Genomic DNA, 22,969 nt, shown 5'->3' with positions numbered 1-22,969 from the left:
CCCCGGCGCGCCCGCCTCCGCCGACCTTCAGCGCGGTGGAAGGTGGCAGAGCCCGACCGGGACGCGGTCACCGCCGCCCTGCACATCGAAGGTCTGCGGCGACACATCCATGGGGCTGAAGGGATACCCTCTGTTACCTGTCGCGACCTGAGGGCCCTGAGGAGGACGCATAAACCACATCGGCGTGGGAGAGGTGTCCAAGAGTGCGGCACGTAAGGCTGGAAGTACACTGCGTGAGCGCTGGCGTGGCGATGTGGAGGCAAACGATCTTGTTGACGTTCTGTCGACGATTGACGCCTACCGACGCTCGTTCGCCAAACCTATGGCTACCGTCAGTGACCAGTTGAGCAAGCTACTGACACATCGTGGCATCGAAGCGGAGGTGAGCCAACGACTCAAACGTATGCCGACCATCGTCGAGAAGATCGCCCTGCGCGAGTCGAGGCTAGATCTGTCTCGCATGCAGGACATTGGAGGGTGCAGAGTCGTCCTGCCGACAGAAGGTGCCGACCCTGTCTACCGTGTCGACAGCATCGTCAACGATCACTGGGGAGAGGCGGTCAAAAAGCGTTCTGACTACGTCACCAACCCTCGGAGGTCCGGATACCGAGCCATCCGTCGTCGAGCAGGACGGACGACTCATCGAGATCCAGTTGCGGAGCCGCTTGATGCACCAGTGGGCCGAAGTGGTCGAGGCGCTCAGTGAGGTGTTGGGGGAGAACTACAAACAGGATGGGGAGTCCGTCGTCCAGGACTGGGCTCGATTGCTGTCGAGGAGGTATGCTGGCCGCGAGGGGGTCCCACGCCTAGCCACGAGGATGAGGCCAGGCTCACCGACCTGGCAGTTGACCTTCAGGCTATGCTCCCACCGCGAGCTAAGGAGCAACCGTGACGACTAGAACTGGCAGCATCCAGCAGTTTCTGCTCATCTACGATCGCCATCGTGACGAGCTCATCTCTCATGAGTCCTTCGGTGACGACGTTGATGCTGCTACCACTGCGTACCGTGCCGCCGAGATGGAGTACCACGACCGGCCTGAGATCAACATCGTCCTGGTGGGGGCCGAGTCCTTGGATGCCATCCGGGTCACTCACAGCACCTACTTCACCGGTGCTGTCGCCCGGCTGCGCAACTCTCTGGACAACCTCATCTGAGGCCAGCATCCCGGCCTGAGACACGTGCGCCAGCACGCGAAATCAAGTTGTCAGTTCAAGCCCCATCCAATGCGGTGGAGTCGAGGGTGGCGCCGGCCTGTTTCAGGGCGGCATCGATGAGGTCCTGGGGTCGGAGGTCGGCGGGGCTCTTGCTGGGATTGGTCACAGAGATCCACATCTGCCCGAGCTGGCCATTGCGTATGAAGCGCAGGAATATGCGTTGCGTTGTCACGGCCTTCCCTCGCCTCTCATCAATGATCGTGCTCGTGTATCCCACAACCCCTTTTGGTAGGGAATCTGATGACAGGGAGGAGAAGAACTCCGTACCCTGGTCACCACTATTATAGACCGACCATGACCCGAGTTCGTCGCACGATGCGATGTCAGCATAGTACTCCCCCATGACACCATCGATCCCAGTCGACTGAACGATCAATGTCTGCTGAACTACCACACTATCGGGCAGCAAGATTTGAACCGTGGTTTTTGGCAACACCTCATCTTGGGACCACTGAAAACTGAGATCATGTCTCAACGCACCACAACTGGAATCATGTTGAAATTCAATGATCGTTCGCCGCTCCGCAGACTGGACATCACGCACAGTCAGCATGTAATCCGCAGTTGCAACACGAGGATCACGATCCGGCGAGCACCCACCCACAAGCACCAGACACGCAACAACAACCCACGACATCACACGCCGAATAAACATCCTTTACTCCACCAAATCATCAACCTCAGAAACTGTTCGCCACACCATTGTTCACCGAGATTCCAGCCGAGGCGTTATCACTGGAATAGCAACCGAAACCACTCTTACCCAATTCACACATACTGTCAACAATCTTGTCAAGTAGGCGTCGATGAGCCTTGAGATGGCACCGCTCCCGCCGTGGGGTAGGCGGAAGGTAGAGCAAGCGCCAGGTACGACGCCAGCCGAATCATGCGATTCTTCAATTCGGCATCAGGGATGGAATCACTTCCCTCCCTGTCGAAAGCTTTCAAACTGAGAGTCCTACCAGAGTCAGAGAACCAAACGTAGGCCGCTCTTCCACCTCCTGGACCCGGGGAGAAGTAGTAACTACTCCCGTCAAGACCGTCATCTCGAGACTCAAGCGACACTCTATAATTTTCAGGAAACTTCAATAACTCATTCTCGTCGGTGATTTCGTCGCCATAGAAATAACTACTTTCTGTATATCCTATTTCTATGCCAGCGTCATCGAACATCAAATCACAAAAAAGAATGTAGTCGTCCCGACCACCCCACGCGAACTTCGTACTATCCATCAGAGTTGACTCGAACGCGTGAGACGCGCCATCCGCGGAGAGCGGGCCTTGGCAAAGAGAAGAAGAAGTGCCCTTCGTTGCGTCGGCACCCTGACGGATTGGCCAGAGACTACAACTACTTACACTCACCACAATAAGAAGAGCAAGACAACCGATCAACTTGCGTGATTCAGACACGAAATAACTCACAGATTATACTATCGAATCAATTCCAAACTGAATGTCAAAGGCGATCATTCGCTTTTTGTTTTCTCAATCACCCTTCCCTGATCCGGGTGTACTCGTAGCCCCCGCTGACTCGGGTGCGCCCGAAACGTTCCAGTTATCATATCCTTCCACTCCAGCCTGCTCCAGTTCATCCCAATAATAGAAGGATTGTCCACCGTAATCACCGGCTGCGTCAAGTCGTCGAAGCAACGGGGAGTTGGCCGTTGAGGAGTCGGGTGAAGGCTTCGGTGGGGGTGAGGCAGCCCAGGCGGCGGCGGGGGCGGTTGTTGATCTCCTCGGCGATGCCGGTCAGGTAGGGCTGGTGATCGGGGATCACTGTGCCTTTGGGGAGGTAGGCGCGGATGCGGCGGTTGGTGTTCTCGTTGCTGGGTCGCTGCCAGGGCGGGTGAGGATCGGCGAAGTAGACCGGCATCTGTGTGGCCAGGGTGATCCTGGTGTGCTGGGCCATCTCGCTGCCCCGGTCCCAGGCCAGAGAGGCCCGCAGCATCTTTGGCAGCTCGTTGAAGTACTCGATCACCTCCTCGGCGGTGGTCTCGGCGTGCTTGGAGGGCAGGGCCAGCAGCCCGGCCAACCCGCTCACTCGTTCCACCAGGGTGTGCTGCGCACGAGGCACCGTTCTTCCCGATGATCAGGTCTCCTTCCCAGTGCCCCGCCACCCGGCGCTGATCAGCGTCCTGGCCGCGCCGGCAAGGGCACCATGCCGATGATCGGACCGCCCCGGGAACGGCCGGTGGTCCGGGGCCGACGCCGGGTCCGCTTGGAGGGCAGCATGATCCCGCGCCGGGCCAGCTCGCCGCGCGGGATCGCGTAGATGTACTGGTAGATCGACTCACCGGAGATGGTCCGGCCCTTGGCATCGGGAGAGCTCGCCATACGCTCCACCGTCGGGTCTGCCGCCTCCAGACGCAAGCGGCCCGAGATCTGGTTCGGGGTCCATGACGCGGCCAGATCAGCGTCCACCCGCGCTTTGAGCACCGGGTCAGCAGCGACCTTGCGCCGCTGGGGCCGGGCCCGGCGGCGCTGCGCGGCCACGTCCGCGCCAACAGCCTGGTACCCGCGCGTCTTCATTGAGTTCCGGCGGATCTCCCGTGAGATCACCGACGGGCACCGACCCAGATGCCGGACGATCCGACGCACCGACCAGCCCGCCTTCAAACCCGTAGCGATCTCCGAGCGATCACCAAAGGACAGCTTCCTCCGCCCCACCCCAACACCTCCGATCACACCCCCACCAACCAGGAGCGTTGCTTCCACGCTACGACACCACCCGTGGATTGATGGAGGAAAAGGAGAGGTGACGTGTCGCATGAGAATGCGTGTGGGGTCCAACTGCCAGCTCAAGCGCCGTCCAATGCGGTGGAGTCGAGGGTGGCGCCGGCCTGCTTCAGGGCGGCATCGATGAGGTCCTGGGGTCGGAGGTCGGCGGGGCTCTCGCCAGGATTGGTCACCGAGATCAGTATAGCTCTATATTTTCCTTGACGTTGGACCAGCAGGAACACGCGCTCAGTCGTCATCGTCGGACGATTCTTATCCCACGACATGGTACTTCTATAACCCACAACACCCTGCGGAAGGGAATTTGAAGGCAGTGCGGAGATACTCTCCGTACTCGTCACGCCAGCTTCCCACAATGACCAAGGGCCGCTAGACGCGCACGCTTCAATATCTTCTTGAGAGCCTTTGGCAAAAGTATCGTAGGCGATATACTCAACGTTCAACGACTGCTCAACGAAACCGCCTCCTGGAAGATGGATACGAATCATTGTCGTAGGCAGGGCTTTATCTTCTGACAGGCCAAGAACGAGGTTCATCTGCAGGTATGGCCGGCTTTAAACAAGGTTTCCTTCTGGTGGGGTGATTGGTAGGTGTTCGAAGTCGTAGTCGAAGGTGCGGCTAGTGATGTAGCTGGTGAACGCGGTCCAGGTCTGCTCGGGGGTGTCGCGTTGAATGTTGGCGATGTGACCTTTCGCGGTGTTCCAAACGTGCTCGGTGGGGTTGTGGTCCGGCGCGTAGGGCGGTAGGTAGATCGGGGTGATACGGTCTAGTGCCTCGCCGGGCTCGTACAGGCCGGTCAGGGCCTTGGCGTGGTGGAATCTGGCGTTATCCAGGACGACAGCGATCCTGTCGTTGTCTGTTTCGCGTGCCAGGCGAGCCATCGCCAGGATGATCTGTTCGGCGTTCTGGTTGCCCTCGATGGGATAGACCTTCATCTTCTTGGTGGTCAGGCTCAGGGCCCCGAAGAAGGATTGGGCCGAGCGCGTGCGGTCAACGTGGATCTTGGTGCGCTCGCCCTTGGGCAGCCACATACGACGGGTCTCGGCCTCGTGCTCCACACGGACCTCATCGACGGTGTACACCTCCCAGCCGCCGGCCAACAGGCCGGCGACCTCGGCGCGGATCTGCGCCATCCGCTCGGTGATGGCCTTCTCATCGCGGCGCTTGTCGAAGGGATCGGGCAGCTTGAAGCTCATGCCGGCCAAGCGCAGGAGCAGCTGGTAGGAGGAGTCCGAGGCGTACTCCACGCCGAACCTCGCACTGACCACGTCGCGCAGGGCGGGTACGTCCCAGAAGTCGGCGGCGATGCCGGACCGCGATGGTGGCTGGCTCAGGACCTCCTTGAGCTGCTCCTTTTGGGTGCGGGTGAGTTTCGCGGCGTTCTCATTTCCGGCGTGACCGGTCACGACGGAATGCAGTCTGGTGCGCCGCCAGTCCGCCAGCCATTCCTTCACGGTTCTCTCGCACCTGTCGACCATTTCAGCGATAACACCCACGTCAACGCCACGGGACGCGTAGAGAATCGCCTCGGCTTTCAATCTGACCAGGATCAGCGTGTCATTGCGCTTCTTCCATCCCAAAAGGACATCGCGCTCATCCGACGTGACATCAACCCGCATGCGCCCATTCTATACCTCGCCCGCACCAATATCCACCCAAGAACACACCGGAATACGGTTTTGTTTAATTCCGGCCATAACTACGATTCGTTCCGATCAGGTAGTGATCAGCAATCTCTCGCCGCTCCGCAGAATGGATATCACGCACAGTCAGCATGTAATCCGCGGTCACGTCACGAGGGTCACGATCCGGCGAGCACCCACCCACAAGCACCAGACACGCAACAACAACCCACGACATCACATGCCGAACATACATCATCACCATCAACGAGCCTTTTTTATCAGGGTTGCTGAACGGGGCAGATACCGTGGATTGATGGAGGAAAAGGAGAGATGACGTACCGCATGGGAATACTCGCAGGGTCCAACTGTCGGCTCAAGCGCCGTCCAATGCGGTGGAGTCGAGGGAGGCGCCGGCCTGCTTCAGGGCAGCATCGATGAGATCCTGCGGCCGAAGGTCAGCGGCGCTCTTGCTGGGATTGGCCACAGAGATCCACATCTGCCCGAGCTGGCCATTGCGTGTGAAGCGCAGGAATATGCGTTGCGTTGTCACGGCCGTCCCTCGCCTCTCATCAATGATCGTGCTCGTGTACCCCACAACCCCTTTTGGCAGGGTATCCGCCGGAAGAGCGGAGAAGAATTCCGTGCCATCATGACCACCATTGACAGGCCACGACGCGAATTCTTCACATAATGCGATGTCAGCATGGTAGTCTTTAATGCCATCACCAATAGCAGTCGAGCGAACAATCAACGTCTGCAGAACCACCACGTCTTCAGGCAGCAAGATCTGAACCGTAGTTCTCGGCAAAGCCCTGTCTTGGGACGACGGAATATTGAGATCGCTTCTCAACGCACCGCAACTGGAATCATGCTGAAATTCAATGATCGTTCGTCGCTGCGCAGCCTGGATGTCGCGCACAGTCAGCATGTAATCAGCGACCTTCGCATGCCGATCAACCTCCTGAGAACACCCGGCCACAAGAGCAAGCAACAACGCTGGAACCAATATGCGAGCACCGCACATAGTACACCTCAGGAATTAAATAACATAACCACTAAACCGGGTCTCTCAGTAGTACTTGCTAAAAGGATCCTTGAAAGACCCCTCAACATCACCCCTAGTCGCACCAGCGGGCAGGAAGCCCGCATTGTTCCCCGCGACGTCCAACAGGTCGCTGTTCACTTTATCCAGCGTCTCTGCGGCAGCGCTATCAGTCCTTGCCCTCTCGACAAGATCATTATACTCGGCCCTCGTCATAAGGCGATACGTACCATCAGGGTTTTGAACCGCCGACTCATTGCTCGAACCCAATGACTCTACTCCTTTCTGGTATCCATTGAGACCGTCAGCGTCAGCAGAGAGAAGGAGGCTGCGAGTGAACTGCTGCATCGCAATGTTGGCTTGCTTTTCCATGTCGGCAGTTGTTGCAGCAGTACTATCGGCCCATTTTTTCTCGGCCCGACTCTTCAGGTCGTCGATCATCTTGTCTGAGGCCCACCCAGCAACCGGTGCAGCAGGCCCTGCATACTTGGAGGCCAGGCCAGTAAGTTCCGAAACTGGTGCTCCAGCCAGGTCGACCCAAGCCTTCACGTAAGCGTCATGCGCCTGAGCATCCTTAATTTGGCCAGTCCCAATAGAACTCGCCACAAAGCCTTCTGTCTTGGCTAGGCGTTGGGAGGCATCATTGAACTCCGGATTAGTCATATCTTTATGAATCATTTTTTCTTGGTAGGAGTTCTGAGCCTCTCGGAGTTTAAGAAATGCCCCACCGTCCCTGCCAACAATATTGAGCACTTCGGATAACCGATCAACATCGAATCGAGGCATGATACCCAAAGGATTATTGTTGACGTCATGGTCTTCTGAAACTTTTCGAAGATTACCTGTGTCCTCGTTGTCGAAGATGGAATAGTTCATTCCCTGAATATAAGTTTTGAGAATATGCGCGAGAGCGCCTGCAGCGGCAACCCCCTCCACTGTATCCTTAGTAAGATGGGGATTATCCACATAACCGAAGTCCCGACGCCCCCCTAATCCGTTGACGGCAAGTGCAGCAATCTCTGCGGCACCCCTCGGATGATTCTTCACGACGTTGTAACTAGTCGAAGCTGTCTCGAGCGCCTGCGAGATGGCGGCAAAATCATCATTATACTTGCGCTCAGTGACCCAATATTTGGCTCGCTCGGCATCCTCGATGAAAAAATCGTATGCCTGAGTAGGATGATACGATAGATCTTTGATAAGGGACGCGGGAGCATCATACACCACCTTGAGCTCTTCTCTATCATAAAGAAGGGGAAGGAATTTCGAAGTGTCTATCAATTCGAACGGACTCTTCCTTCCTTCTTCGACGGCCTTCCGCTCGTGGTAGTCTGCTTGGCGTTGCCGCACCATAAATAAAGGAGCCAGAGGCCTCCGAGTTATTATAGACAAGGAATGCTAGCGCCTCAGTCAGGGGGCCACCTGAAGAGACTTTGGCGTAACGAGAGTTAGAGGACACGCCATTCACGGCCACATCGATCAAATTTTTTCCAAATTTCTCAGCCTTTTCGTCAGACCAGCCGCTTGTCGCGGTGTTTAGCCCGGCCTTCAATAGTTCAAGAGTTTTTTTAGCGGTTGCCACCTGCTCGTCACTGGACCCAGGCCTGACTCCAGTATGCAAGCCAACCGTTGTGGTCAATGCGAGAGTGCCTTCCTCACCCAATTCGTCATACATTGACCCCATGACAGTCTGGTTGGCGTTCCATTTGCCCATATACGACTCGAGCACGGCAATTCTGGGATCATTCCTCTTGTGGCCAGAGGATGCGATTTCCCCACCGAATTGACCAATGGTTGTCCCCAGTTGCTGCTGCACCGCGACAGGATCAGTCGAGTCCTTTCCGGGCACCTCATATGACAGTGTGCCCGTTTGAGGGACATTCCCAGTGTCCCCCGTGTTGTGAATGATCGCCATGTCAACCCGCGCATCCAAGGCTGTTGCATGATCGCGGAGCGTCTGAACCTCAGTTGCCAAGGTAGACAGACTCGTCGAGCTGACCGTCTCGAGGCTGTCAGCGCCAAGGGACAGATTACTCCCTCGGAACTCGACATCCGTCGCTTTTGTACGCATCGCATTAGCGACACCACGAAGTTCTTCTACTTTGACAACAACCTTGGTGGCCACAATAATCTCTCTCTCAAAAACAACTGATCTCTAAAAACGGACTACGCCATCGCCAGCGCGGCGCCCAACGTTCCACCGCCGGACATAAAGGGATTCACCCACGTGGCTTTCCATTCATGCTCACCAGGCACCTCAACTGTTTCAGGCTCCTCCCCCAGCGCGCGATCCGCCTCGTCGTCCTGATTGGTGAAGATCGTCTTGATCCTTGTCCCGAGGTCTCCGATGTCCACCACCCAATCGTCGGCTGCGGGAGATTCCCACGCCCCATTAGTCACCGAATCACAGATCTTCTGGCACGGATTGCCTCCACTGGGACTCACATCGTCCAGGTACAACTGGGTCAGTTGTGCGTACTGCGAGACGGACTCTCGATATTTGTTGGTTTCCTGTGTCATGCGCTCTCCAGGTGACAACCTAACTATCTACCGGCGCCGATGGTAGCACAGGACGAGGCGCGAACGCCTGCGATCAGGCCAGCAGTCACATCCGTATTTCACGTGCCTCTCATACTAACGATACTTCCAGCGATCGTTCATGCAACACTCATTTTTCAATCCAACCGCGGCACCTGGACCCATTGCCAGCCGCTTGTGGTGATCATGACGCCCCGTCCCTTGGGCACGGGCCCGCCGACCGAGCGGGGCAGGCGCGCGGACAGGAGCGTGCCGTCATCGGATGAGCGGGGCGCCAGCACCAGGCCCGTGCGCGCTCTCTTGACCCTGACCATAAGACCCCCGTACATGGCCATGGCCTCCTCCACGCCGGAGGAGAGCAGCATGCCTCCATGGGCGTCCCGGCAGTCCCGCAGATGCTTCTCCATGACCGCGCACATGACATGGTCATTGCCGACAAGATCGTAGTCGTCCACGACAACCAGCGTCTCGGGCCCATTCGTGCGCAGCAGGTCCTCCAGATCCGCCGCCGTGGACTCCAATCCGAGCACGCCGACCACGCCCGGGTGCGCGGACAGGGCCTCCAGCGGGGAGCGGCGAGGCAGGACCAGCGCGACGGACAGGCCATTGGCCAGTGCCGTCTGCGCGCCGAAGGCCAGGGCCGTCGAGCGCCCCGAGCGCCTGGGGCCCGCCACCAGGACGCCATTGCCGATATCGTCCATGGCCATGGGGATCAGCCCCAGATCGTCGCCACCCACGGCCAGGGAGAAGGCACCCGGCGGAAGTTCGGGCCCCATGTCCAGGGCCTCGCGCGTCGAGAGCGTCACCGGCAGCTCATCGACCCGCCCGGGCCGCTGGGCCCGGGGGATCTCGCCCCAGCGCGCCGTGGACTCCCGCCCCGCCTCATGGATCGCCGCCACCTGGGCCGTGCCCGCGGCCTGCTCGGTGAGCATGGCCAGCTGCACCTCCCTGGGCCAGGTCCCCGTGCGGAACGCCCTGCCCACCGGCATCGTCACGGGCACCTCCCGGGCCCGCATCCCGATCACCTCATAGTCCTCAGCGGCGGGCAGCTTGAGGGCCAGACGGTCCTCCAGCATCATGCCGAACCGCCCCCGGAAGACCGTGCGGTCCCCCGCCACCACCACGCGCAGGCCCACGGCAGGCCCCTCGCGCATGAGCGTCTCCACGCCCTCCAGCAGGGCCCCGCCATCGACGGACTCGAAGGTCGCGGTGAAGGAGTCCCAGCGGTCGATGAGCAGCACCAGGTAGGACATCGCCTCCTCGGGCCCGGCCGCCAGGCGCTGCTCGGCAAGCGAGGCGAAGCCATTGGCCGCCAGGTACTGCTGGCGGCGCGAGACCTCCGAGCCCAGAAGCGCCAGGAGCCGGCGAACCCGCTCGGGCTGGTCGCGCGTGACCACCGCCCCCACATGCGGCAGGCTCACACAGGGAAGCAGCGCGCCCGTGCCCGCATCGATGCCGTAGATATGCACCTCGGCGGCCGAGGTCGTGCGCGCCACCGCCACCGCGATCGCCCGCAGCAGCGAGGAGCGCCCCGAGCGCGGCCCCCCGGCCACCCCCAGGTGCCCGGCACGCGTGTAATCCCAGCTCATGGGCCGCTGGTCCTGCTCGCGGGGAAGATCCTCCAGCCCCAGCAGCAGCGGGGGCAGGAACCCGGACCGGCGGGGATCGTCCAGCGGCTCCAGGGCCTCAGGGGCCTCCGGAACAGCCTCGGCTACCGGGTCCCCGGAGTCGGCCCCGCCGGCTTCTCCCACCCCGCCCGCTTCTGCGGCAGCGCCGTCGCCCTCGACCTCTTCAACCGGGGCGGGCACGCGCCCGGTGCCCTCATCGGCCAGGCGCTCCAGCTCCCCCAGGGTGACCATCTCCGGCAGCGGCGGCAGCCACGGACTGTGCGGCTTGGGCCGCCCCAGGGAGGCGAAGGCCGAGCCCATGGCATTGACCAGGGTCGCCAGATCGGTGGGGATCGTGGCATCCTCCTCCAGCACCGGCCCGGCGGCCTCGGGGCGCGAGAGCTCGCCGAGCGTCAGCTCCGCCGCCCGCAGCTCGGCGCGCGGCGTCGCCCCCCGCGGACGGCCCCCCACGCGGGAGGACTGGAACTGCCGGAGGCTGGCATGCCCCAGGCGGGCATAGGCCCGCCCCGGCAGCGAGGGCGGGATATGCGCCGAGGCGGAGTGCTCGATGACATCCTGGGAGTCCCCCTCATCGGTGACCCGCAGGGCGATGCGCAGATTCGTGTTCGACTTGATCTCCGCCGAGACCACGCCCGCCGGCCTCTGGGTGGCCAGCACCAGGTGAACGCCCAGAGAGCGGCCGCGTCGGGCGATGTCCACCAGGCCGGTGACGAAGTCCGGCAGCTCGGCCACCAGCGCCGCGAACTCGTCGATGATGATCATCAGCCGCGGCATGGGCTCATCCCCGGGCTGCATGGAGGCCACGTAGTCCTCGATGTCCTTGGCATCGGCGTCGGCCAGCTGGTGCTCGCGGCGCCGCAGCTCGGCCCCCAGGGACTCCAGCGCCCGGGAGGTCAGGTGCCCGTCGAGGTCGGTGACCATGCCCACCGTGTGCGGCAGTCGCGCGCAGTCCTTGAAGGCTGCCCCGCCCTTGTAGTCCACCAGGACGAAGGTCATCGACTCCGGCGTATTGCCCACGCACAGGGAGGCGATGATGGTCTGCAGCAGCTCGGACTTACCCGAGCCCGTGGTCCCGGCCACCAGCGCATGCGGCCCATCGGCGCGCACATCGAGCCAGAACTCGCCCTCGGCGTCCTCCCCCACCAGCGCCTTGGTGGTGCGGCTGACCCGCTCCCAGGCGCGCAGCACCGTCTGAGCCTCGGGCTCGGGCATGGGCAGCACATCCAGGAGCCGGGAGCTGGAGGGGATCGCCCCCTCCGCCCCCGAGGCCGAGACGTCATGGACCGGGGCCAGCGCCCGGGCCACCCGCTCGCACCAGCCCGCGGGCACCTGGTCGAGAAGAACATGCTCGACCTCATCAACATCCGTCTGGGACACCGAGGGCAGGCCCGGCCCCGTGGAGACCACGGCCCGGCACTCCTCGGGGAGCGAGGTGCGCTCCGCGTCGATGCAGATCACCCGGATCCCCACCGCGGGGCCATCGCGCAGCACCCGGATCATGCCGGGCCTCTGGCGCAGGGCGTGGGCGCCGTCGAGCACCACGAGGATCTGGTTGCCCCCGGCGCCCCTGCCGCCGTCCTTATCGGAGCGGGCCTCGACCAGGTCGGCCAGCTCATTGATGCGCCGCATCACCGACTCGTCATCGGCCCCGATCCTGGCGCGCGCCCCCATGCCCTCGGGATTGCGCAGATGCGGCAGCCAGCGCGCCCAGGCCCAGCGCTCACGCGCCGCCTCCTCCTGGCCCGGGTCCATGATGAGCACCATCTCCAGCTCGGCGGGCGAGTGCAGGGCCGCGGCCTGGGCCGCCATCCAGATCGAGACCAGGTCCCGCTGCGCCCCGGCGATGCCTACCACCCCCAGCGCCGCCAGCTGCAGGGTCACGGGCACATCCGGCGCCGTCCACCGCAGCTTCTCCTCATGGCGGGGCCGCTCCGGATCCTCCAGCACCACATCGCTGGCCAGGTCGGCCGTCCCCACGCGCAGCTCCAGCCAGTCGGGGTCCCGGGGCCTGCGCTCCCACAGATCCGCCCGCGGCCCCGTGGCCCGCAGCATGACCTCGGCCGGGTCGGGAGAGTCCAGGCGCCGCAGGCGCCGCTCCTCGGTCAGGGCGACGAAGGCGGCGTTCTCCGTGGCCTCGCGCTGCTCCTCATAGGTCTTCATCTGGTCGCGGTAGGTCTTCTTGGAGCTCGAGCGCCCCTGGACCTGGTTGGCGATCATCATGATCGGGGACAGGACCATGAACATCAGGGAGAAGACGCGCCGCGTCATGAGGTACATGCCCAGTCCCATGACCATCGGGGAGATCATGAGCGCGAAGGGGATGGGCGGCTTGCGCGGCGGCTGCGGCTTGCGCGGCAGGGAGAACTCGGTGCGCCGAACCGGGCGGGCCAGGCGCGGGGGCCGGTTGAAGTCGATGGTCGTGGCCCCCGGCGTGGGGGTCATCACCGCATCGATGCCCGGCACGGCCCCCACCGTCAGCAGGCACTCCCCCACGGTGAGCACCGCACCGGCCTCCCACAGGGTCTCCTCCTCCAGCGGGCGGCGCTCGAGCTCCACCAGATGCCGGTGGGCGGCCGGGTCCAGCTCCTCGCGCCCCTCGAGATGAGGGGCCTCGTCCTCCTGGATGTCCCGACGGCGCTTCTTGCGCCGCTTGGGGGGCTCGGCCTCCTCCTGCCCGGCCTCGGTGGCGAGCACGAGGGGCCCTGGCAGGGGGCGACGGCGCGGATGCGGGGGCTCGGCCATGCGCTGGGCGACCTCCTCTCGCGCCGTGATGAGGACCTGGCCGCCGGCCTGGACCGCCAGGCTCGCCACCATCTCCTCAACGCCCTCCAGGGCGATGTCGCAGCCGGGGCCGCCCAAGGTGTAGCGCCCCAGGCTCAGGCGATGAACCGCCCCGGCGCCTCGCCCTGAGACCACCCGCAGCTCGACGACGCCGCCGGGCTCGACGTCGTCGGCCAGCGCTCCCCCCAGGCCCAGGAGCATCCCGTCATGGACCGGCCCTCCGCCCAGGGGGGCCTGAGGATCCAGGAGGGTGGAGCCGACCCACAGGTCGCAGGCCTCCTCCTGCAGCCGCTCGCCGCCCTCGACCACCAGCCGCAGGGCGCCGGACTCCACCGGGGCGGGAAGGCGGTTGGCCAGCACCGCGGCCAGGTCGCCCACCGTGGAGTCGGACTGGGCGGCGACAATGAGATCCTGGGGCCGGGCCTCCGGCTCCCCGGAGCGCACGACCGAGATGAGGAGCTGCACAGCGGACTCCTTATGCGGGGATGCGGCGCACGGAGATACCGGGGGCCAGATCCTCCACGAGGGCGGCCGTCGCCGGGTCCAGCAGCATGAGATCGTCCAGGCCACTGGCATCCAGGAGGGACTGGACATCCCGCTCCAGCTCGCCGCGGCCCCTGCGGGCCGCCAGGCGCAGCCGGTCGCGCCACAGCTCCTGGTTGAGCTCGACCATCTGCAGGCCCGCGTCCACCGCCGCCGCCGCGCCGTCGGGGTCGGTCTCCCCCGTCAGCTCGACGATGCGGTGGGCCGCGTCGACAACCAGGATGTCGGCCTGGTGGGCGGTGCGCACCCGGGCCAGCCAGCTGTACTGCCCCTCGGGGACATCACGTCCCACGGGGCCGCGCACCAGGCGCAGCGCCTCCTTGAGCAGCTCGATCTCCCGATCAGGGGGGCAGAAGCGCGACAGCTGCAGCAGCGAGCGCAGCACATCCCAGTCCATGACCACGCCCGGCCCCATCCACAAACGGCCCTGGGAGTCCTGGCGCACGTGGGGGGAGCCATCGGCGTCATGCCCCAGCCAATCGCGCAGGCGCTCGATGAGGGAGGACACGACGTCCCCCGTCACGCCCAGCGGCCAGAGCATCGCGCCCAGAGCATCGGGGCGGATCCCCTCGGGGTGGAGGGCCACGCAGATCGCGGCCTCGGTCAGGATGGAGCGGCGCGCCCGATCCACGGTGCCGCCTGCCTCCACCAGGGTCTGGCCCAGGATCTGGATGCGCACGGGCGCGGCACGCAGCGCCGCGGCGACCACCGGGGGCTGGGGCGGGTCGGGGATGGGCGGGCGGCTGCTGTCCACCGGGACCTCCACGGCGAAGATCTCCTCCAGGGCCGCCAGCTCCGACTCCGTGGCTCGCGTGGCCCTGACCGTGATGCCCAGCGGGTCGATGTGGGCCGTCCCCGAGGCGTCGATCTCGATGCGCCACCGCGAGTCGCGGCCCGTGCCGGTGCGCACCAGGGCGGTGCTGCGGCCGGGGGGCAGGGGCGGGAGGACATCCTGCCCCGCCACCAGCATGAAGGTGGTCGCGGCCTGGGCCCGCGGACCGGTCAGGACGGCGTCGGCGGGGCTGGGCTGAGCCGGCGAGGCGGCGAGGGAGGCGGGGTCCTGGAGGCGCCCGGCGGTCATGCGGTGCAGGGCGGGGGGCAGCCCGGCGCCGGCCACCGTGGCCTGATCCGACCAGGGGTTGGTGCACAGCTCCAGGGCGAGCGCCCCCACGACCTCGGCGGCCATGGTGGGGTCACCGGTCACGCAGACCTCGCCGTCGGCGGAGGCCAGGTCGATGAGGATGTCCGTGCCCGCGGCGTCCCGCCCGATGGTCACCAGGCCGGGCAGCGGGGAGGCCGCCCCCGAGGGGCTGGGCTCGCGCCCGGCGGGAAGCGCCCAGGTCAGCCCCTCGTCCTGGACCTGCCAGGGGTGGGGGGCCACGGGGATGGGGCGGGACAGGCGCAGGTAGCAGGCGGCGTCGCTGATGGCCACGGCGTAGGGCCGGGGCTGCTCGGGCATCTCGCTCAAGGAGCGCAGCACCGCGTCCAGGCGTCGGCAGCGCTGCTCATCGGCGCCCACCCTCAGGAGGCGCTCGACCTCCGCGGCCTCCTCGCTGATGGTCGGCACCAGCCACTGACGGCGCCTGCGGGCGAGCATGGCCACCAGGGAGGCCGCCAGCAGGGAGCCGACGGCGGGCACCTGGGCGGGAGCGATGTCCTGGGTCATGAGCGCGTGGGCGGCGCCCTGCTCCTGAGCGGTGGGAGCCGGCTCCTGGGGCGCGGGCGGGGGCGGGGCGGGGTTGGTCACCGGGACGGCCACGACGCGATCAACCGACTCCGCCGACTCGGGCATGACCAGCAGCCAGCCGGGCTGGATGAGGCGGGCCAGCTCCAGGGAGCGCCCGTCGGGCTGGAGGCGGCCCACATTGAGATCGTAGATCTCCGGGTAGGAGCGCCCCTCCCCCAGGTTGCGCTCGGCGATGTCCCAGAGGTTGTCGTGGTACCGGCCGTCGGGGGGCTGGACCACGTAGACGCGCTTGCCCTCCAGCTCGGCGCCGGTCTGGGCATCGAGCTCGATGTCCCCCAGCATGTAGCGCACGCCCTCGGCCGGACGGGCCTGCGGGTCCTGCGTGGAGTCCCCTGGGGCGGAGGCGGGCGCGGCCTGCGATGCCGTCTGCCCGGAGGCCTCGACCTGCGCCTGGACCCCGGCGGGGGCCTGGGCGGGCAGGACCGGTGCGGCAGCGGCCGCGGGGGCGGCCATGGCGCTGACCAGGAGCATGGCAGTCACCAGCTTGCGGGCCAGCGCCTGGGGTCCCCCGGACAGCGGCACATGAGCGGGCACTCCCCGCCCCCGCAGCGCCGAGACCAGCTCGACGACGGTGCACACCGTGAACTGCAGCCAGGCCAGCCACAGCACCCAGATGAGCACCCCCATCAGCACCGTGACGGAGACCTGCTGCATGAGCAGCGAGGCGTCGAGGCTGGTGGGGATCGGCGGCAGGCCCAGGAACTGGAGCATGAGCACGGGCAGCCCGACGATGATGAGCAGCAGCACCAGGCCGGCCAGGATCGAGCGCAGTGGTGAGGGCCTGTCCTGGCCCGTGGGGACCCGGAATCGCTCCGGCCCGATGGTGGCGGTGCGTGCGTTCACGGCTTGTCCTCCTCGAAGATGCCGACGGCGGCCCGGGCCTTCCCGGTGGCCGTCACGTGGACGGAGCTCATGCCCACCAGCCTGAGCATGGTGGTCGGTACCTCGTCCTCGACGGTCACGCTGACCGTCTGCGAGGACACCGTGACCCTGGAGTCGCCGGTATGCCCCACGCCGTCCAGGTAGGCGCGGGCGGAGGCTGAGGCCGCCGGGGCGTCCAGGGTGATGGCCGCGGTTCCGCGCAGACCGCTGTCAGCCAGGTTCTGAGCCCCGGCTCGGGCGGCCTGCTCGGCGTGGTCGGTCATGGTGGCCCTGGCGTTGAGGACGCGGCCGCCCTCAATGCACAGTCCGGCCACGAGCATGAGGGTGGCGGCGATGATGACGGTGAAGACCGACACCGATCCCCGCTCGCCTCCGCGCCCCGCATGCCGTGGGCTGCGTGTCATCATCTCGATCCTCTCCAGGTGTCCACGGGGGCCGTGGATCGTGCTGTCACGGTGGTCGCCCCGGGAAGGAAGACCAGGCCCAGATCGGCCAGGGTCACACGGCACCTGACCGTGACCTCCACTCTCCCGCCGCGACCGAATGAGCCCACATTGGTGGTCGAGCTGCAGGCGGCGCCGGCGGTATCAGCCTGGGCCAGGCTGGCGTTGGCGGCCGCCGACGCGGCGAAGGAGGAGCGCTCCATGGAGGCCGCGCGGGCGGCGTCGCGCGAGGCCGCCTGAACCATGCCCTCGGCCGAGACCAGGCGGCCACCGGCCACCGCCACCAGGATGATGAGCAGCAGCACCGGCACCATGACGATCATCTCCACGGACATCGTCCCGGCCTCGGCCCTCCGCAGGGCCCTGGCCCAGCGAGTCAGCCCACTCATCGGTCCTCCCTGAAGCTCTCGATCTGCGAGGTCACCGTGGCCGTGACGCGCGGGGCGAATCCGGCGACGATATCCATGGACTCCCCGGAGACCTCCACGGAGACCTCCTGGCCCCGCACGGTCACATCGACGACGACGTCCTGCAGCGCGCCGCCCCCGACCCGGCGGGCGTAGGCCACGCCCTCTACCTGGGCGACGGCCGGGCTGTCACCGCCGCGGACCTGCCTGGCCACCTCGCGGGCGGTGGTTCTGGCCACCTCATTGCCGTACCAGCTCAGGGCGACCTGAACCGTCATGAGCACGATGAGCATGAGCAGGGGGAAGAAGACGAGCAGCTCCACACTGGAGGCACCCGCCTCCTCCCGCAGGCGACGAAGGCGCGATCGGAGAAGCATGTCAGGGGTCCGCCGGTTCTGCCGATGAGCCGCTCAGGTCGGACGCGGGATCTGAAGGTTGCTCGAGGCGTCGGTGACCAGGCGGATCACGGCGCGGCCGACGACGGCGGCCACCACGATGAGGAAGCCGGTGATGATGACCCACTCGACCGTGGAGGCACCGCGCTCCCCTCCCAGGCGCGCCGTCACCCGCTCACACACGTTTCCGGCGAGGATCTGCAGAGTGCATAGAAGCTTGATCATGATCCGTTTCTCTTCCTGTTGTGGATAGGCGTACAACTGTGAGGGCAACTACATATTGCCCATAATCCCGGCCAGTGCCGGGTAGACCAGAAAGATGATGAAGCCCATCGCGATGACGAGCTGCGCCACGAGCATCGACTCGGAGTTCTCCCCGGCCTTGCCCTCGGCCTCGGCCAGGTCCTTGCGCCGCATGCTGGTGGCTCGGGCGCCCAGCGACTCGCGGATCTTGGCGCCGTCCTCCGCCACCAGCGCCAGGGCGGCGGACAGGTCCCGCAGCTCGTCGATGCGAAGCTGCGTGCCGAGCTGCCCCAGTGCCGCCCACGGGGTCTCCCCCCGCAGGCGGGCGATGTCAAGCGCGTCCCGGATCCGCACCATGGCCGGATCGTTGCAGAGCCTGGAGGCGGAGTCCAGTGCCTCGGGCACGCCCCGCCCCGCCGACAGCGACATGGAGACCAGGTCCAGGAAGGAGCCGACCACATGGCGGAAGTCACGGCGCGCCGCCGCGGCCTGACTGCGCAGCCGCAGGGTGGGCAGCAGCGCCGCGGCCACGCCCAGCAGCAGGCTGACCAGCACCGGGACACTCCACTCGAAGCGCGCGCCGATGATCTGCAGCAGGGCGACCCCCACCACGGGAATGGCGAAGGCGCCCGCCCCCGCCAGGATGGAGACCGCCAGATGGCGCTCCAGGGAGCGCCCCATCACCGAGAGATCAGCGGTGATCGAGGAGATCTCGATCCCCGAGCGCCGCAGCAGGGCGGCCCCCCGCAGTCCCAGGATGTCCATCCACTCCGGAAGGGCCGCCTCACGCGGGCTGAGGCGGCGCACGTCCTGGCGCAGGCGGCGCTCATCGCGCCGCGTGTCCAGCTCGGCCAGCGCCGCCGCGGGCTGAACGGCCGGGGGCACGAGCAGCAGGATGAGCATGACCACGCCCGCGCCGCTGACAGCGCCCCCGATGAGGATGAGGTTGATCATGGCGTCCCACCTGCCTCATCGATCTCCCCGGCTGTGGTCATGAGGAATCGGCGGGGGAGCTTGACCCCGGCCAGGCGGCGCATCCACAGCATGCCCACAGCGAACAGGCTCACCACCACCAGCAGCACCATCTGTCCCTGAACCGACTCATAGGGCTGGACGAAGCTGCGGTTGAACAGTGCCAGGCCCAGCATGACAGCGATGGAGAACAGGACGACGATCTGCGCCGAGCGCCTCGTCCCGGCCCGGGAGGCGGAGACGCGCTGACGCATGTCCAGCTCCGAGCGCGCCGCGTCCGCCAGGGAGCCCAGCAGCTGGCGCAGGCCCGGGCCGCGCAGGCGGGCATTGATGATGAGGGCGGAGACCACGAGATCCGCGGTGGGGTCGTTGAGATCATCCGCGAACTGCCGCAGCGCCGTCGGCAGGGGGACGCGCACCCGCATGCGATCGGCCAGGAGGGCCAGATCATCCCTGATCACCGGGGCGGCGGCGTACACCGTGGCGGGAATCGCCTGCTCCAGGCCGACCGCGCCGGCGATCGTGTCCCGCAGGGACTCCGTCCAGGTCGCCAGCGCCTCGATCCGCGCGGCGGCCAGCTTCTCCTGCCGGGCCCCGCCGAAGAGCATGGGCCAGACCATGACCAGCACCGCGCCGGCCACCGCCAGGACGATCCAGCGGGTCGCCACCAGCAGGGCCACCCCCACCAGTGCGGCGACGATCGTGCGCCGCGACAGGCGCTTGAGCAGGTCAGAGGCCTCCCCGGACTCGGACTCGGGCAGGAGACCGACGCCCATGAAGAAGCCGACCAGGAGGAAGATCCCTCCGCCGACCATCGCACCGGCCAGGATGGCCAGAGTCGCCGTCGTCTCGTTCATCGCATCTGCCCCCCGTAGGCGGCGGCCGGGTCGTAGCCGACCTCCATGAGCTCGGCGGCGCAGGCGATCGGGGCGGCCGGCTGGGCCATGCCGGTGCCGTCGTCGGCGAAGATCTCCGAGGACAGCACCCGTCCGTCCACACCGTTGACCTCACGGACCGAGGCCACGAAGCGCCGCATGGTCCCGCCCTGGCCGAACCGGTTCTCCCGGGTCAGGAAGATGACGAAGTCCACGGCGCCGGCGATGAGCAGGTTGGTTGCGTCCTGGGGCAGGTGCTCTGCCGACTGGATCGCGTAGGTGGCGATCCTGTTGAAGACCTCGGAGGAGGAATTGGCGTGGATGGTGGACAGTGATCCGTCATTGCCCTGGCTCATGGCGTTGAGCATGGTGACGATCTCGTCTCCCAGCACCTCTCCGACGATGACCCGCGAGGGGTTCATGCGCAGCGAGCGGCGCACGAGATCCGCCATGGAGATGGCGCCCGCGCCCTCGGAGTTGGGCAGCCGCTCCTCGAAGGCCACCACATTGGGGTGGAGATCGGCGAACTCCCCCAGGCCCAGCTCCAGGGCCCGCTCCACGGTGATGAGCCGCTCTCCCGGAGGGATCTCATTGGCCAGGGCCCGCAGGAAGGTCGTCTTGCCGGCGTTGGTGGCCCCGGCGATCATGATGTTCTTGCGCGCCCGCACCGCCGCGGAGCAGAAGGCCGCCAGGCGCGGGCTCAGCGTGCCCAGGCCCACCAGCTCGTCCAGGCCCACGCGGTCCAGTCGCGCCCGGCGCACCGAGACCGCCGGGCGGGAGCACACGTCCATGACCGCCGAGAGTCGCGAGCCATCGGGCAGGCGCAGGTCCAGCTGCGGATTGGCCGAGTCGAAGGGCCTGGAGGCCAGGCCCGAGTAGGACCCCAGGACCTGGACCAGCTCGACCAGCTCGTCATCGGACTCGGCCACCGGGGCACCGCGCTCCTCGCGCCCATCGGCGTACTGGATGAAGACGTTGTCATAGCCGTTGATGTCGACGTTCTCGACATCGGGATCCTCCAGCAGCGGCTGGAGCCTGCCCACGCCGAACAGCGCGGCATGGATGCCCTGGGAGACCTCCTCCTCGTCCTGGGCGGTCAGCGGGCTGAGGCCCGCGGCGATCGCCGATCGGGCGTGCTGCTCCAGGACCCGGCCGATGAGTGCGCGGGCGAACTGGCGCTCATCCTCAGGGGTCATGGGCGGGATGCCGGAGGAGGCATCGTCGCGGCGCTGCTGGGCCAGGAGGTCGGCGACCTCCTCGCGCATCTCGCGCACCAGGTTCTGATCGATGCTCATCGCGATCCTCCGCTCCTGGCCCCTCCGGCCAGATTCGCGGTCAGTGTCCTGCCCGATCTGACCAGCATGGTGCGCCCCAGTGGGCGCGGACGGCGCCCGGCCAGGGCGTCGGCCGCGGCGGGGTCGTGGGCCAGCACGCCCAGCACGGGGACGTTGAAGCCGCTGGCCTGCAGCAGTCGGGAGAGGTCGGCGCCCTCATGGCGGCTCTTCCACGGGGCGATCAGGATGACGCCCAGCCGCACCTGCTCGGAGCGGTGGGCGGTGTCGTTGATGATCCAGGACAGGCGCTCGCGCAGGTGGCCGTAGTTCTCCACCCCCGGTCGGGTCACCAGGATCGTCAGATCCGAGGCCAGCGCCACTCCCAGGCTCGGCGCGCCCGGCGCGATCCGGCCCACATCGGCCACCACATCGCCGTGACTGCGCAGGCAGGCCGCCAGGGCGGCCCAGCCCGCGCCGATGGCCGCGGCCTGATCGGGGCGGGACAGGCCCAGGAGCACCTCCAGGCCGCCGTCGATGGTTGTCAGGTGCTCGGCAACCGGGGCCTTGGGCTCGCGGCGCACCGCCGCGGCCAGGGAGACCACCCCCCGGTCGGCATCCAGGGGCAGGCCCTGGGCGGTGCGGGAGCGGTAGAGCAGGTCCGAGCCGGCGGGGTCCAGCTCGGCCATGATGACCGGGCGGGGCCAGAGCGCGGCCAGGAGATGTGCCGAGGTGGTCACCCCCGGCGCCCCCTTGGCGGAGGCCAGTGACACCAGCATCAGTTCTCCTGGATCGGCTGCTCGGAGGCCACGAGGACCAGGGCGACGGTGCCGCCCGCGGAGGCCGCGGCAAGAGCGGCCGCGTCCTTCTGCTCAACCGCCACCGAGACCAGGGCGCCCGAGGACCAGTCCCCCTCGGTCCCGGAGGTCGGCGTCGCGCTGATGATCTGCGCTCCGGCGATGGAGACCGACTGGCCGTTGATGTCCACGACGTCGACCTTGTCCCCCGGGCGGAAGCCCTGGGAGGGGAAGCGCCCCGCCTCCAGCGACATGCCCACGACCTGCTTGCCCTCGGCCGGGATCGAGCTGCCCGTCAGCTGGGAGGTGTCCAGCAGCTGGCCCTGGGCGACCTGAACCCGCGCGGTTCTGCCCACGACCTGGTCCGCCTGGCTGGCGGGGATCAGCGTGCCCAGATCCGCCGAGACAGGGGCGGCGCTGAGGTCCTCCTTGGTGATGACGGTCCCCGCCTCGATGGTGTTGGCCGCCACCAGCATCTGGACGCGCTGGTCGAGCCTGGTCGCCAGGAGCGCGGAGAGCACGGCTCCGCCGACGATGAGCAGCACGGCGAGAACCGCCAGCAGGGGCCTGCGCTCACGGGGCGCCGAGGGCAGGCGCGCCGAGCCGTCCTGCTTGGCGGCGCGGGTGGAGCGCATGCCTCGCTCATCGCGCTCACGACGGCGCTGGGCGCGCCCGTCCTGGGGCTGGGACATGGAAGTGAACCTCTCGCTCCGGGGGATAAGGCGCGAACACCGTATCTCAATCGTGACCGTGGCGTGTAGAGATGTGGCATGACAATCAGTACGATCCTGTGGGTACATCTCTCCTTGCGCGATGATGCGAGTCATGT

The 22,969-nt window shown here is 66.0% G+C and carries 23 protein-coding genes and 1 pseudogene; 2 read left to right on the top strand and 22 right to left on the bottom strand.

Features of this window, described 5'->3' with window-relative positions; all coding sequences use genetic code 11:
• Positions 1 to 322: 322 nt before the first annotated feature.
• Both EL266_RS14045 and EL266_RS06090 read left to right on the top strand, forming a co-directional pair.
• A complete protein-coding gene (locus EL266_RS14045) occupies positions 323 to 706 on the top strand; it encodes a RelA/SpoT domain-containing protein (protein WP_408608495.1) in 384 nt (127 codons plus the stop codon).
• 182 nt (positions 707 to 888) lie between these two features.
• Positions 889 to 1,155, top strand: coding sequence for a hypothetical protein (locus EL266_RS06090; protein ID WP_026426879.1), 267 nt, complete (start codon positions 889 to 891; stop codon positions 1,153 to 1,155).
• A 55-nt stretch (positions 1,156 to 1,210) separates the two neighbouring features.
• Here EL266_RS06090 and EL266_RS06085 read toward each other — a convergent pair whose 3' ends face one another.
• From EL266_RS06085 to EL266_RS05995, 22 genes and pseudogenes are all read right to left on the bottom strand, one after another.
• Positions 1,211 to 1,759, bottom strand: coding sequence for a hypothetical protein (locus EL266_RS06085; RefSeq protein ID WP_156907643.1), 549 nt, complete (start codon positions 1,757 to 1,759; stop codon positions 1,211 to 1,213).
• Positions 1,760 to 2,007: 248 nt separating this feature from the next.
• Positions 2,008 to 2,625: a hypothetical protein gene (locus EL266_RS06080; RefSeq protein WP_126412221.1), complete on the bottom strand. Its 618-nt coding sequence runs from the start codon at positions 2,623 to 2,625 to the stop codon at positions 2,008 to 2,010.
• Between the two features lie 223 nt (positions 2,626 to 2,848).
• Entirely contained in the window at positions 2,849 to 3,265 is a 417-nt protein-coding gene (locus EL266_RS13725; RefSeq protein ID WP_232012126.1) for an IS30 family transposase, read from the bottom strand.
• Positions 3,266 to 3,342: 77 nt separating this feature from the next.
• Entirely contained in the window at positions 3,343 to 3,744 is a 402-nt protein-coding gene (locus EL266_RS13720; protein WP_232012177.1) for a hypothetical protein, read from the bottom strand.
• 63 nt (positions 3,745 to 3,807) lie between these two features.
• Positions 3,808 to 3,984: pseudogene (locus EL266_RS13715) on the bottom strand (helix-turn-helix domain-containing protein); the annotation flags it as partial.
• Between the two features lie 29 nt (positions 3,985 to 4,013).
• Positions 4,014 to 4,190, bottom strand: coding sequence for a hypothetical protein (locus EL266_RS13405; protein WP_170175869.1), 177 nt, complete (start codon positions 4,188 to 4,190; stop codon positions 4,014 to 4,016).
• Positions 4,191 to 4,505: 315 nt separating this feature from the next.
• Positions 4,506 to 5,570: an IS630 family transposase gene (locus EL266_RS06070; RefSeq protein ID WP_126412219.1), complete on the bottom strand. Its 1,065-nt coding sequence runs from the start codon at positions 5,568 to 5,570 to the stop codon at positions 4,506 to 4,508.
• A 379-nt stretch (positions 5,571 to 5,949) separates the two neighbouring features.
• On the bottom strand, positions 5,950 to 6,504 hold the full coding sequence (locus EL266_RS06065) for a hypothetical protein (RefSeq protein ID WP_126412217.1): 555 nt from the start codon (positions 6,502 to 6,504) through the stop codon (positions 5,950 to 5,952).
• Positions 6,505 to 6,645: 141 nt separating this feature from the next.
• The gene (locus EL266_RS06060) at positions 6,646 to 7,845 is read right to left on the bottom strand and encodes a DUF6571 family protein (protein ID WP_126412215.1); all 1,200 of its coding nucleotides are present in this window, start codon (positions 7,843 to 7,845) and stop codon (positions 6,646 to 6,648) included.
• Positions 7,846 to 7,861: 16 nt separating this feature from the next.
• A complete protein-coding gene (locus tag EL266_RS06055; RefSeq protein ID WP_126412213.1) occupies positions 7,862 to 8,743 on the bottom strand; it encodes a hypothetical protein in 882 nt (293 codons plus the stop codon).
• Between the two features lie 41 nt (positions 8,744 to 8,784).
• The gene (locus EL266_RS06050; protein ID WP_126412211.1) at positions 8,785 to 9,138 is read right to left on the bottom strand and encodes a hypothetical protein; all 354 of its coding nucleotides are present in this window, start codon (positions 9,136 to 9,138) and stop codon (positions 8,785 to 8,787) included.
• A gap of 155 nt (positions 9,139 to 9,293) precedes the next feature.
• Positions 9,294 to 14,030: an FtsK/SpoIIIE domain-containing protein gene (locus tag EL266_RS06045; RefSeq protein WP_026426802.1), complete on the bottom strand. Its 4,737-nt coding sequence runs from the start codon at positions 14,028 to 14,030 to the stop codon at positions 9,294 to 9,296.
• Positions 14,031 to 14,040: 10 nt separating this feature from the next.
• Positions 14,041 to 16,698: a LysM peptidoglycan-binding domain-containing protein gene (locus EL266_RS06040; RefSeq protein WP_026426803.1), complete on the bottom strand. Its 2,658-nt coding sequence runs from the start codon at positions 16,696 to 16,698 to the stop codon at positions 14,041 to 14,043.
• Positions 16,695 to 17,144 (bottom strand): TadE/TadG family type IV pilus assembly protein, encoded by a 450-nt coding sequence (locus EL266_RS06035; protein ID WP_051281091.1) that lies wholly within the window; start codon positions 17,142 to 17,144, stop codon positions 16,695 to 16,697. The genes EL266_RS06040 and EL266_RS06035 overlap by 4 nt, the downstream gene beginning before the upstream one ends.
• Positions 17,141 to 17,569 carry a TadE/TadG family type IV pilus assembly protein gene (locus EL266_RS06030; RefSeq protein WP_026426805.1) on the bottom strand — a complete coding sequence of 143 codons (429 nt, stop codon included), beginning with the start codon at positions 17,567 to 17,569 and terminating at the stop codon, positions 17,141 to 17,143. Before EL266_RS06030 ends, EL266_RS06035 begins: the two co-directional genes overlap by 4 nt.
• On the bottom strand, positions 17,566 to 17,964 hold the full coding sequence (locus EL266_RS06025; RefSeq protein WP_026426806.1) for a TadE family protein: 399 nt from the start codon (positions 17,962 to 17,964) through the stop codon (positions 17,566 to 17,568). Before EL266_RS06025 ends, EL266_RS06030 begins: the two co-directional genes overlap by 4 nt.
• Positions 17,965 to 17,997: 33 nt before the next feature.
• Positions 17,998 to 18,207 carry a hypothetical protein gene (locus EL266_RS06020; protein WP_026426807.1) on the bottom strand — a complete coding sequence of 70 codons (210 nt, stop codon included), beginning with the start codon at positions 18,205 to 18,207 and terminating at the stop codon, positions 17,998 to 18,000.
• Positions 18,208 to 18,255: 48 nt separating this feature from the next.
• On the bottom strand, positions 18,256 to 19,179 hold the full coding sequence (locus EL266_RS06015; protein WP_026426808.1) for a type II secretion system F family protein: 924 nt from the start codon (positions 19,177 to 19,179) through the stop codon (positions 18,256 to 18,258).
• The gene (locus EL266_RS06010) at positions 19,176 to 20,054 is read right to left on the bottom strand and encodes a type II secretion system F family protein (RefSeq protein ID WP_026426809.1); all 879 of its coding nucleotides are present in this window, start codon (positions 20,052 to 20,054) and stop codon (positions 19,176 to 19,178) included. Before EL266_RS06010 ends, EL266_RS06015 begins: the two co-directional genes overlap by 4 nt.
• Positions 20,051 to 21,367 (bottom strand): CpaF family protein, encoded by a 1,317-nt coding sequence (locus tag EL266_RS06005; protein ID WP_026426810.1) that lies wholly within the window; start codon positions 21,365 to 21,367, stop codon positions 20,051 to 20,053. Before EL266_RS06005 ends, EL266_RS06010 begins: the two co-directional genes overlap by 4 nt.
• A complete protein-coding gene (locus EL266_RS06000) occupies positions 21,364 to 22,122 on the bottom strand; it encodes a P-loop NTPase family protein (RefSeq protein WP_026426811.1) in 759 nt (252 codons plus the stop codon). The genes EL266_RS06005 and EL266_RS06000 overlap by 4 nt, the downstream gene beginning before the upstream one ends.
• A complete protein-coding gene (locus EL266_RS05995) occupies positions 22,122 to 22,832 on the bottom strand; it encodes an SAF domain-containing protein (protein WP_026426812.1) in 711 nt (236 codons plus the stop codon). Before EL266_RS05995 ends, EL266_RS06000 begins: the two co-directional genes overlap by 1 nt.
• Between the last annotated feature and the right edge of the window lie 137 nt (positions 22,833 to 22,969).

This window comes from Actinomyces slackii, assembly GCF_900637295.1.
GTDB lineage: Bacteria > Actinomycetota > Actinomycetes > Actinomycetales > Actinomycetaceae > Actinomyces > Actinomyces slackii.
This window is presented reverse-complemented; position numbering and strand designations above follow the sequence as displayed.

What these genes read in the sequence shown, in the direction of transcription:
- EL266_RS14045 (WP_408608495.1), top strand. Translation starts at nt 323, where the DNA reads ATGGCTACCGTCAGTGACCAGTTGAGCAAGCTACTGACACATCGTGGC.
- EL266_RS13720 (WP_232012177.1), bottom strand. Translation starts at nt 3,744, where the DNA reads ATGAAGACGCGCGGGTACCAGGCTGTTGGCGCGGACGTGGCCGCGCAG.
- EL266_RS13405 (WP_170175869.1), bottom strand. Translation starts at nt 4,190, where the DNA reads ATGACGACTGAGCGCGTGTTCCTGCTGGTCCAACGTCAAGGAAAATAT.
- EL266_RS06070 (WP_126412219.1), bottom strand. Translation starts at nt 5,570, where the DNA reads ATGCGGGTTGATGTCACGTCGGATGAGCGCGATGTCCTTTTGGGATGG.
- EL266_RS06065 (WP_126412217.1), bottom strand. Translation starts at nt 6,504, where the DNA reads ATGCTGACTGTGCGCGACATCCAGGCTGCGCAGCGACGAACGATCATT.
- EL266_RS06050 (WP_126412211.1), bottom strand. Translation starts at nt 9,138, where the DNA reads ATGACACAGGAAACCAACAAATATCGAGAGTCCGTCTCGCAGTACGCA.
- EL266_RS06035 (WP_051281091.1), bottom strand. Translation starts at nt 17,144, where the DNA reads ATGATGACACGCAGCCCACGGCATGCGGGGCGCGGAGGCGAGCGGGGA.
- EL266_RS06030 (WP_026426805.1), bottom strand. Translation starts at nt 17,569, where the DNA reads ATGAGTGGGCTGACTCGCTGGGCCAGGGCCCTGCGGAGGGCCGAGGCC.
- EL266_RS06025 (WP_026426806.1), bottom strand. Translation starts at nt 17,964, where the DNA reads ATGCTTCTCCGATCGCGCCTTCGTCGCCTGCGGGAGGAGGCGGGTGCC.
- EL266_RS06020 (WP_026426807.1), bottom strand. Translation starts at nt 18,207, where the DNA reads ATGATCAAGCTTCTATGCACTCTGCAGATCCTCGCCGGAAACGTGTGT.
- EL266_RS06015 (WP_026426808.1), bottom strand. Translation starts at nt 19,179, where the DNA reads ATGATCAACCTCATCCTCATCGGGGGCGCTGTCAGCGGCGCGGGCGTG.
- EL266_RS06010 (WP_026426809.1), bottom strand. Translation starts at nt 20,054, where the DNA reads ATGAACGAGACGACGGCGACTCTGGCCATCCTGGCCGGTGCGATGGTC.
- EL266_RS06005 (WP_026426810.1), bottom strand. Translation starts at nt 21,367, where the DNA reads ATGAGCATCGATCAGAACCTGGTGCGCGAGATGCGCGAGGAGGTCGCC.
- EL266_RS06000 (WP_026426811.1), bottom strand. Translation starts at nt 22,122, where the DNA reads ATGCTGGTGTCACTGGCCTCCGCCAAGGGGGCGCCGGGGGTGACCACC.
- EL266_RS05995 (WP_026426812.1), bottom strand. Translation starts at nt 22,832, where the DNA reads ATGTCCCAGCCCCAGGACGGGCGCGCCCAGCGCCGTCGTGAGCGCGAT.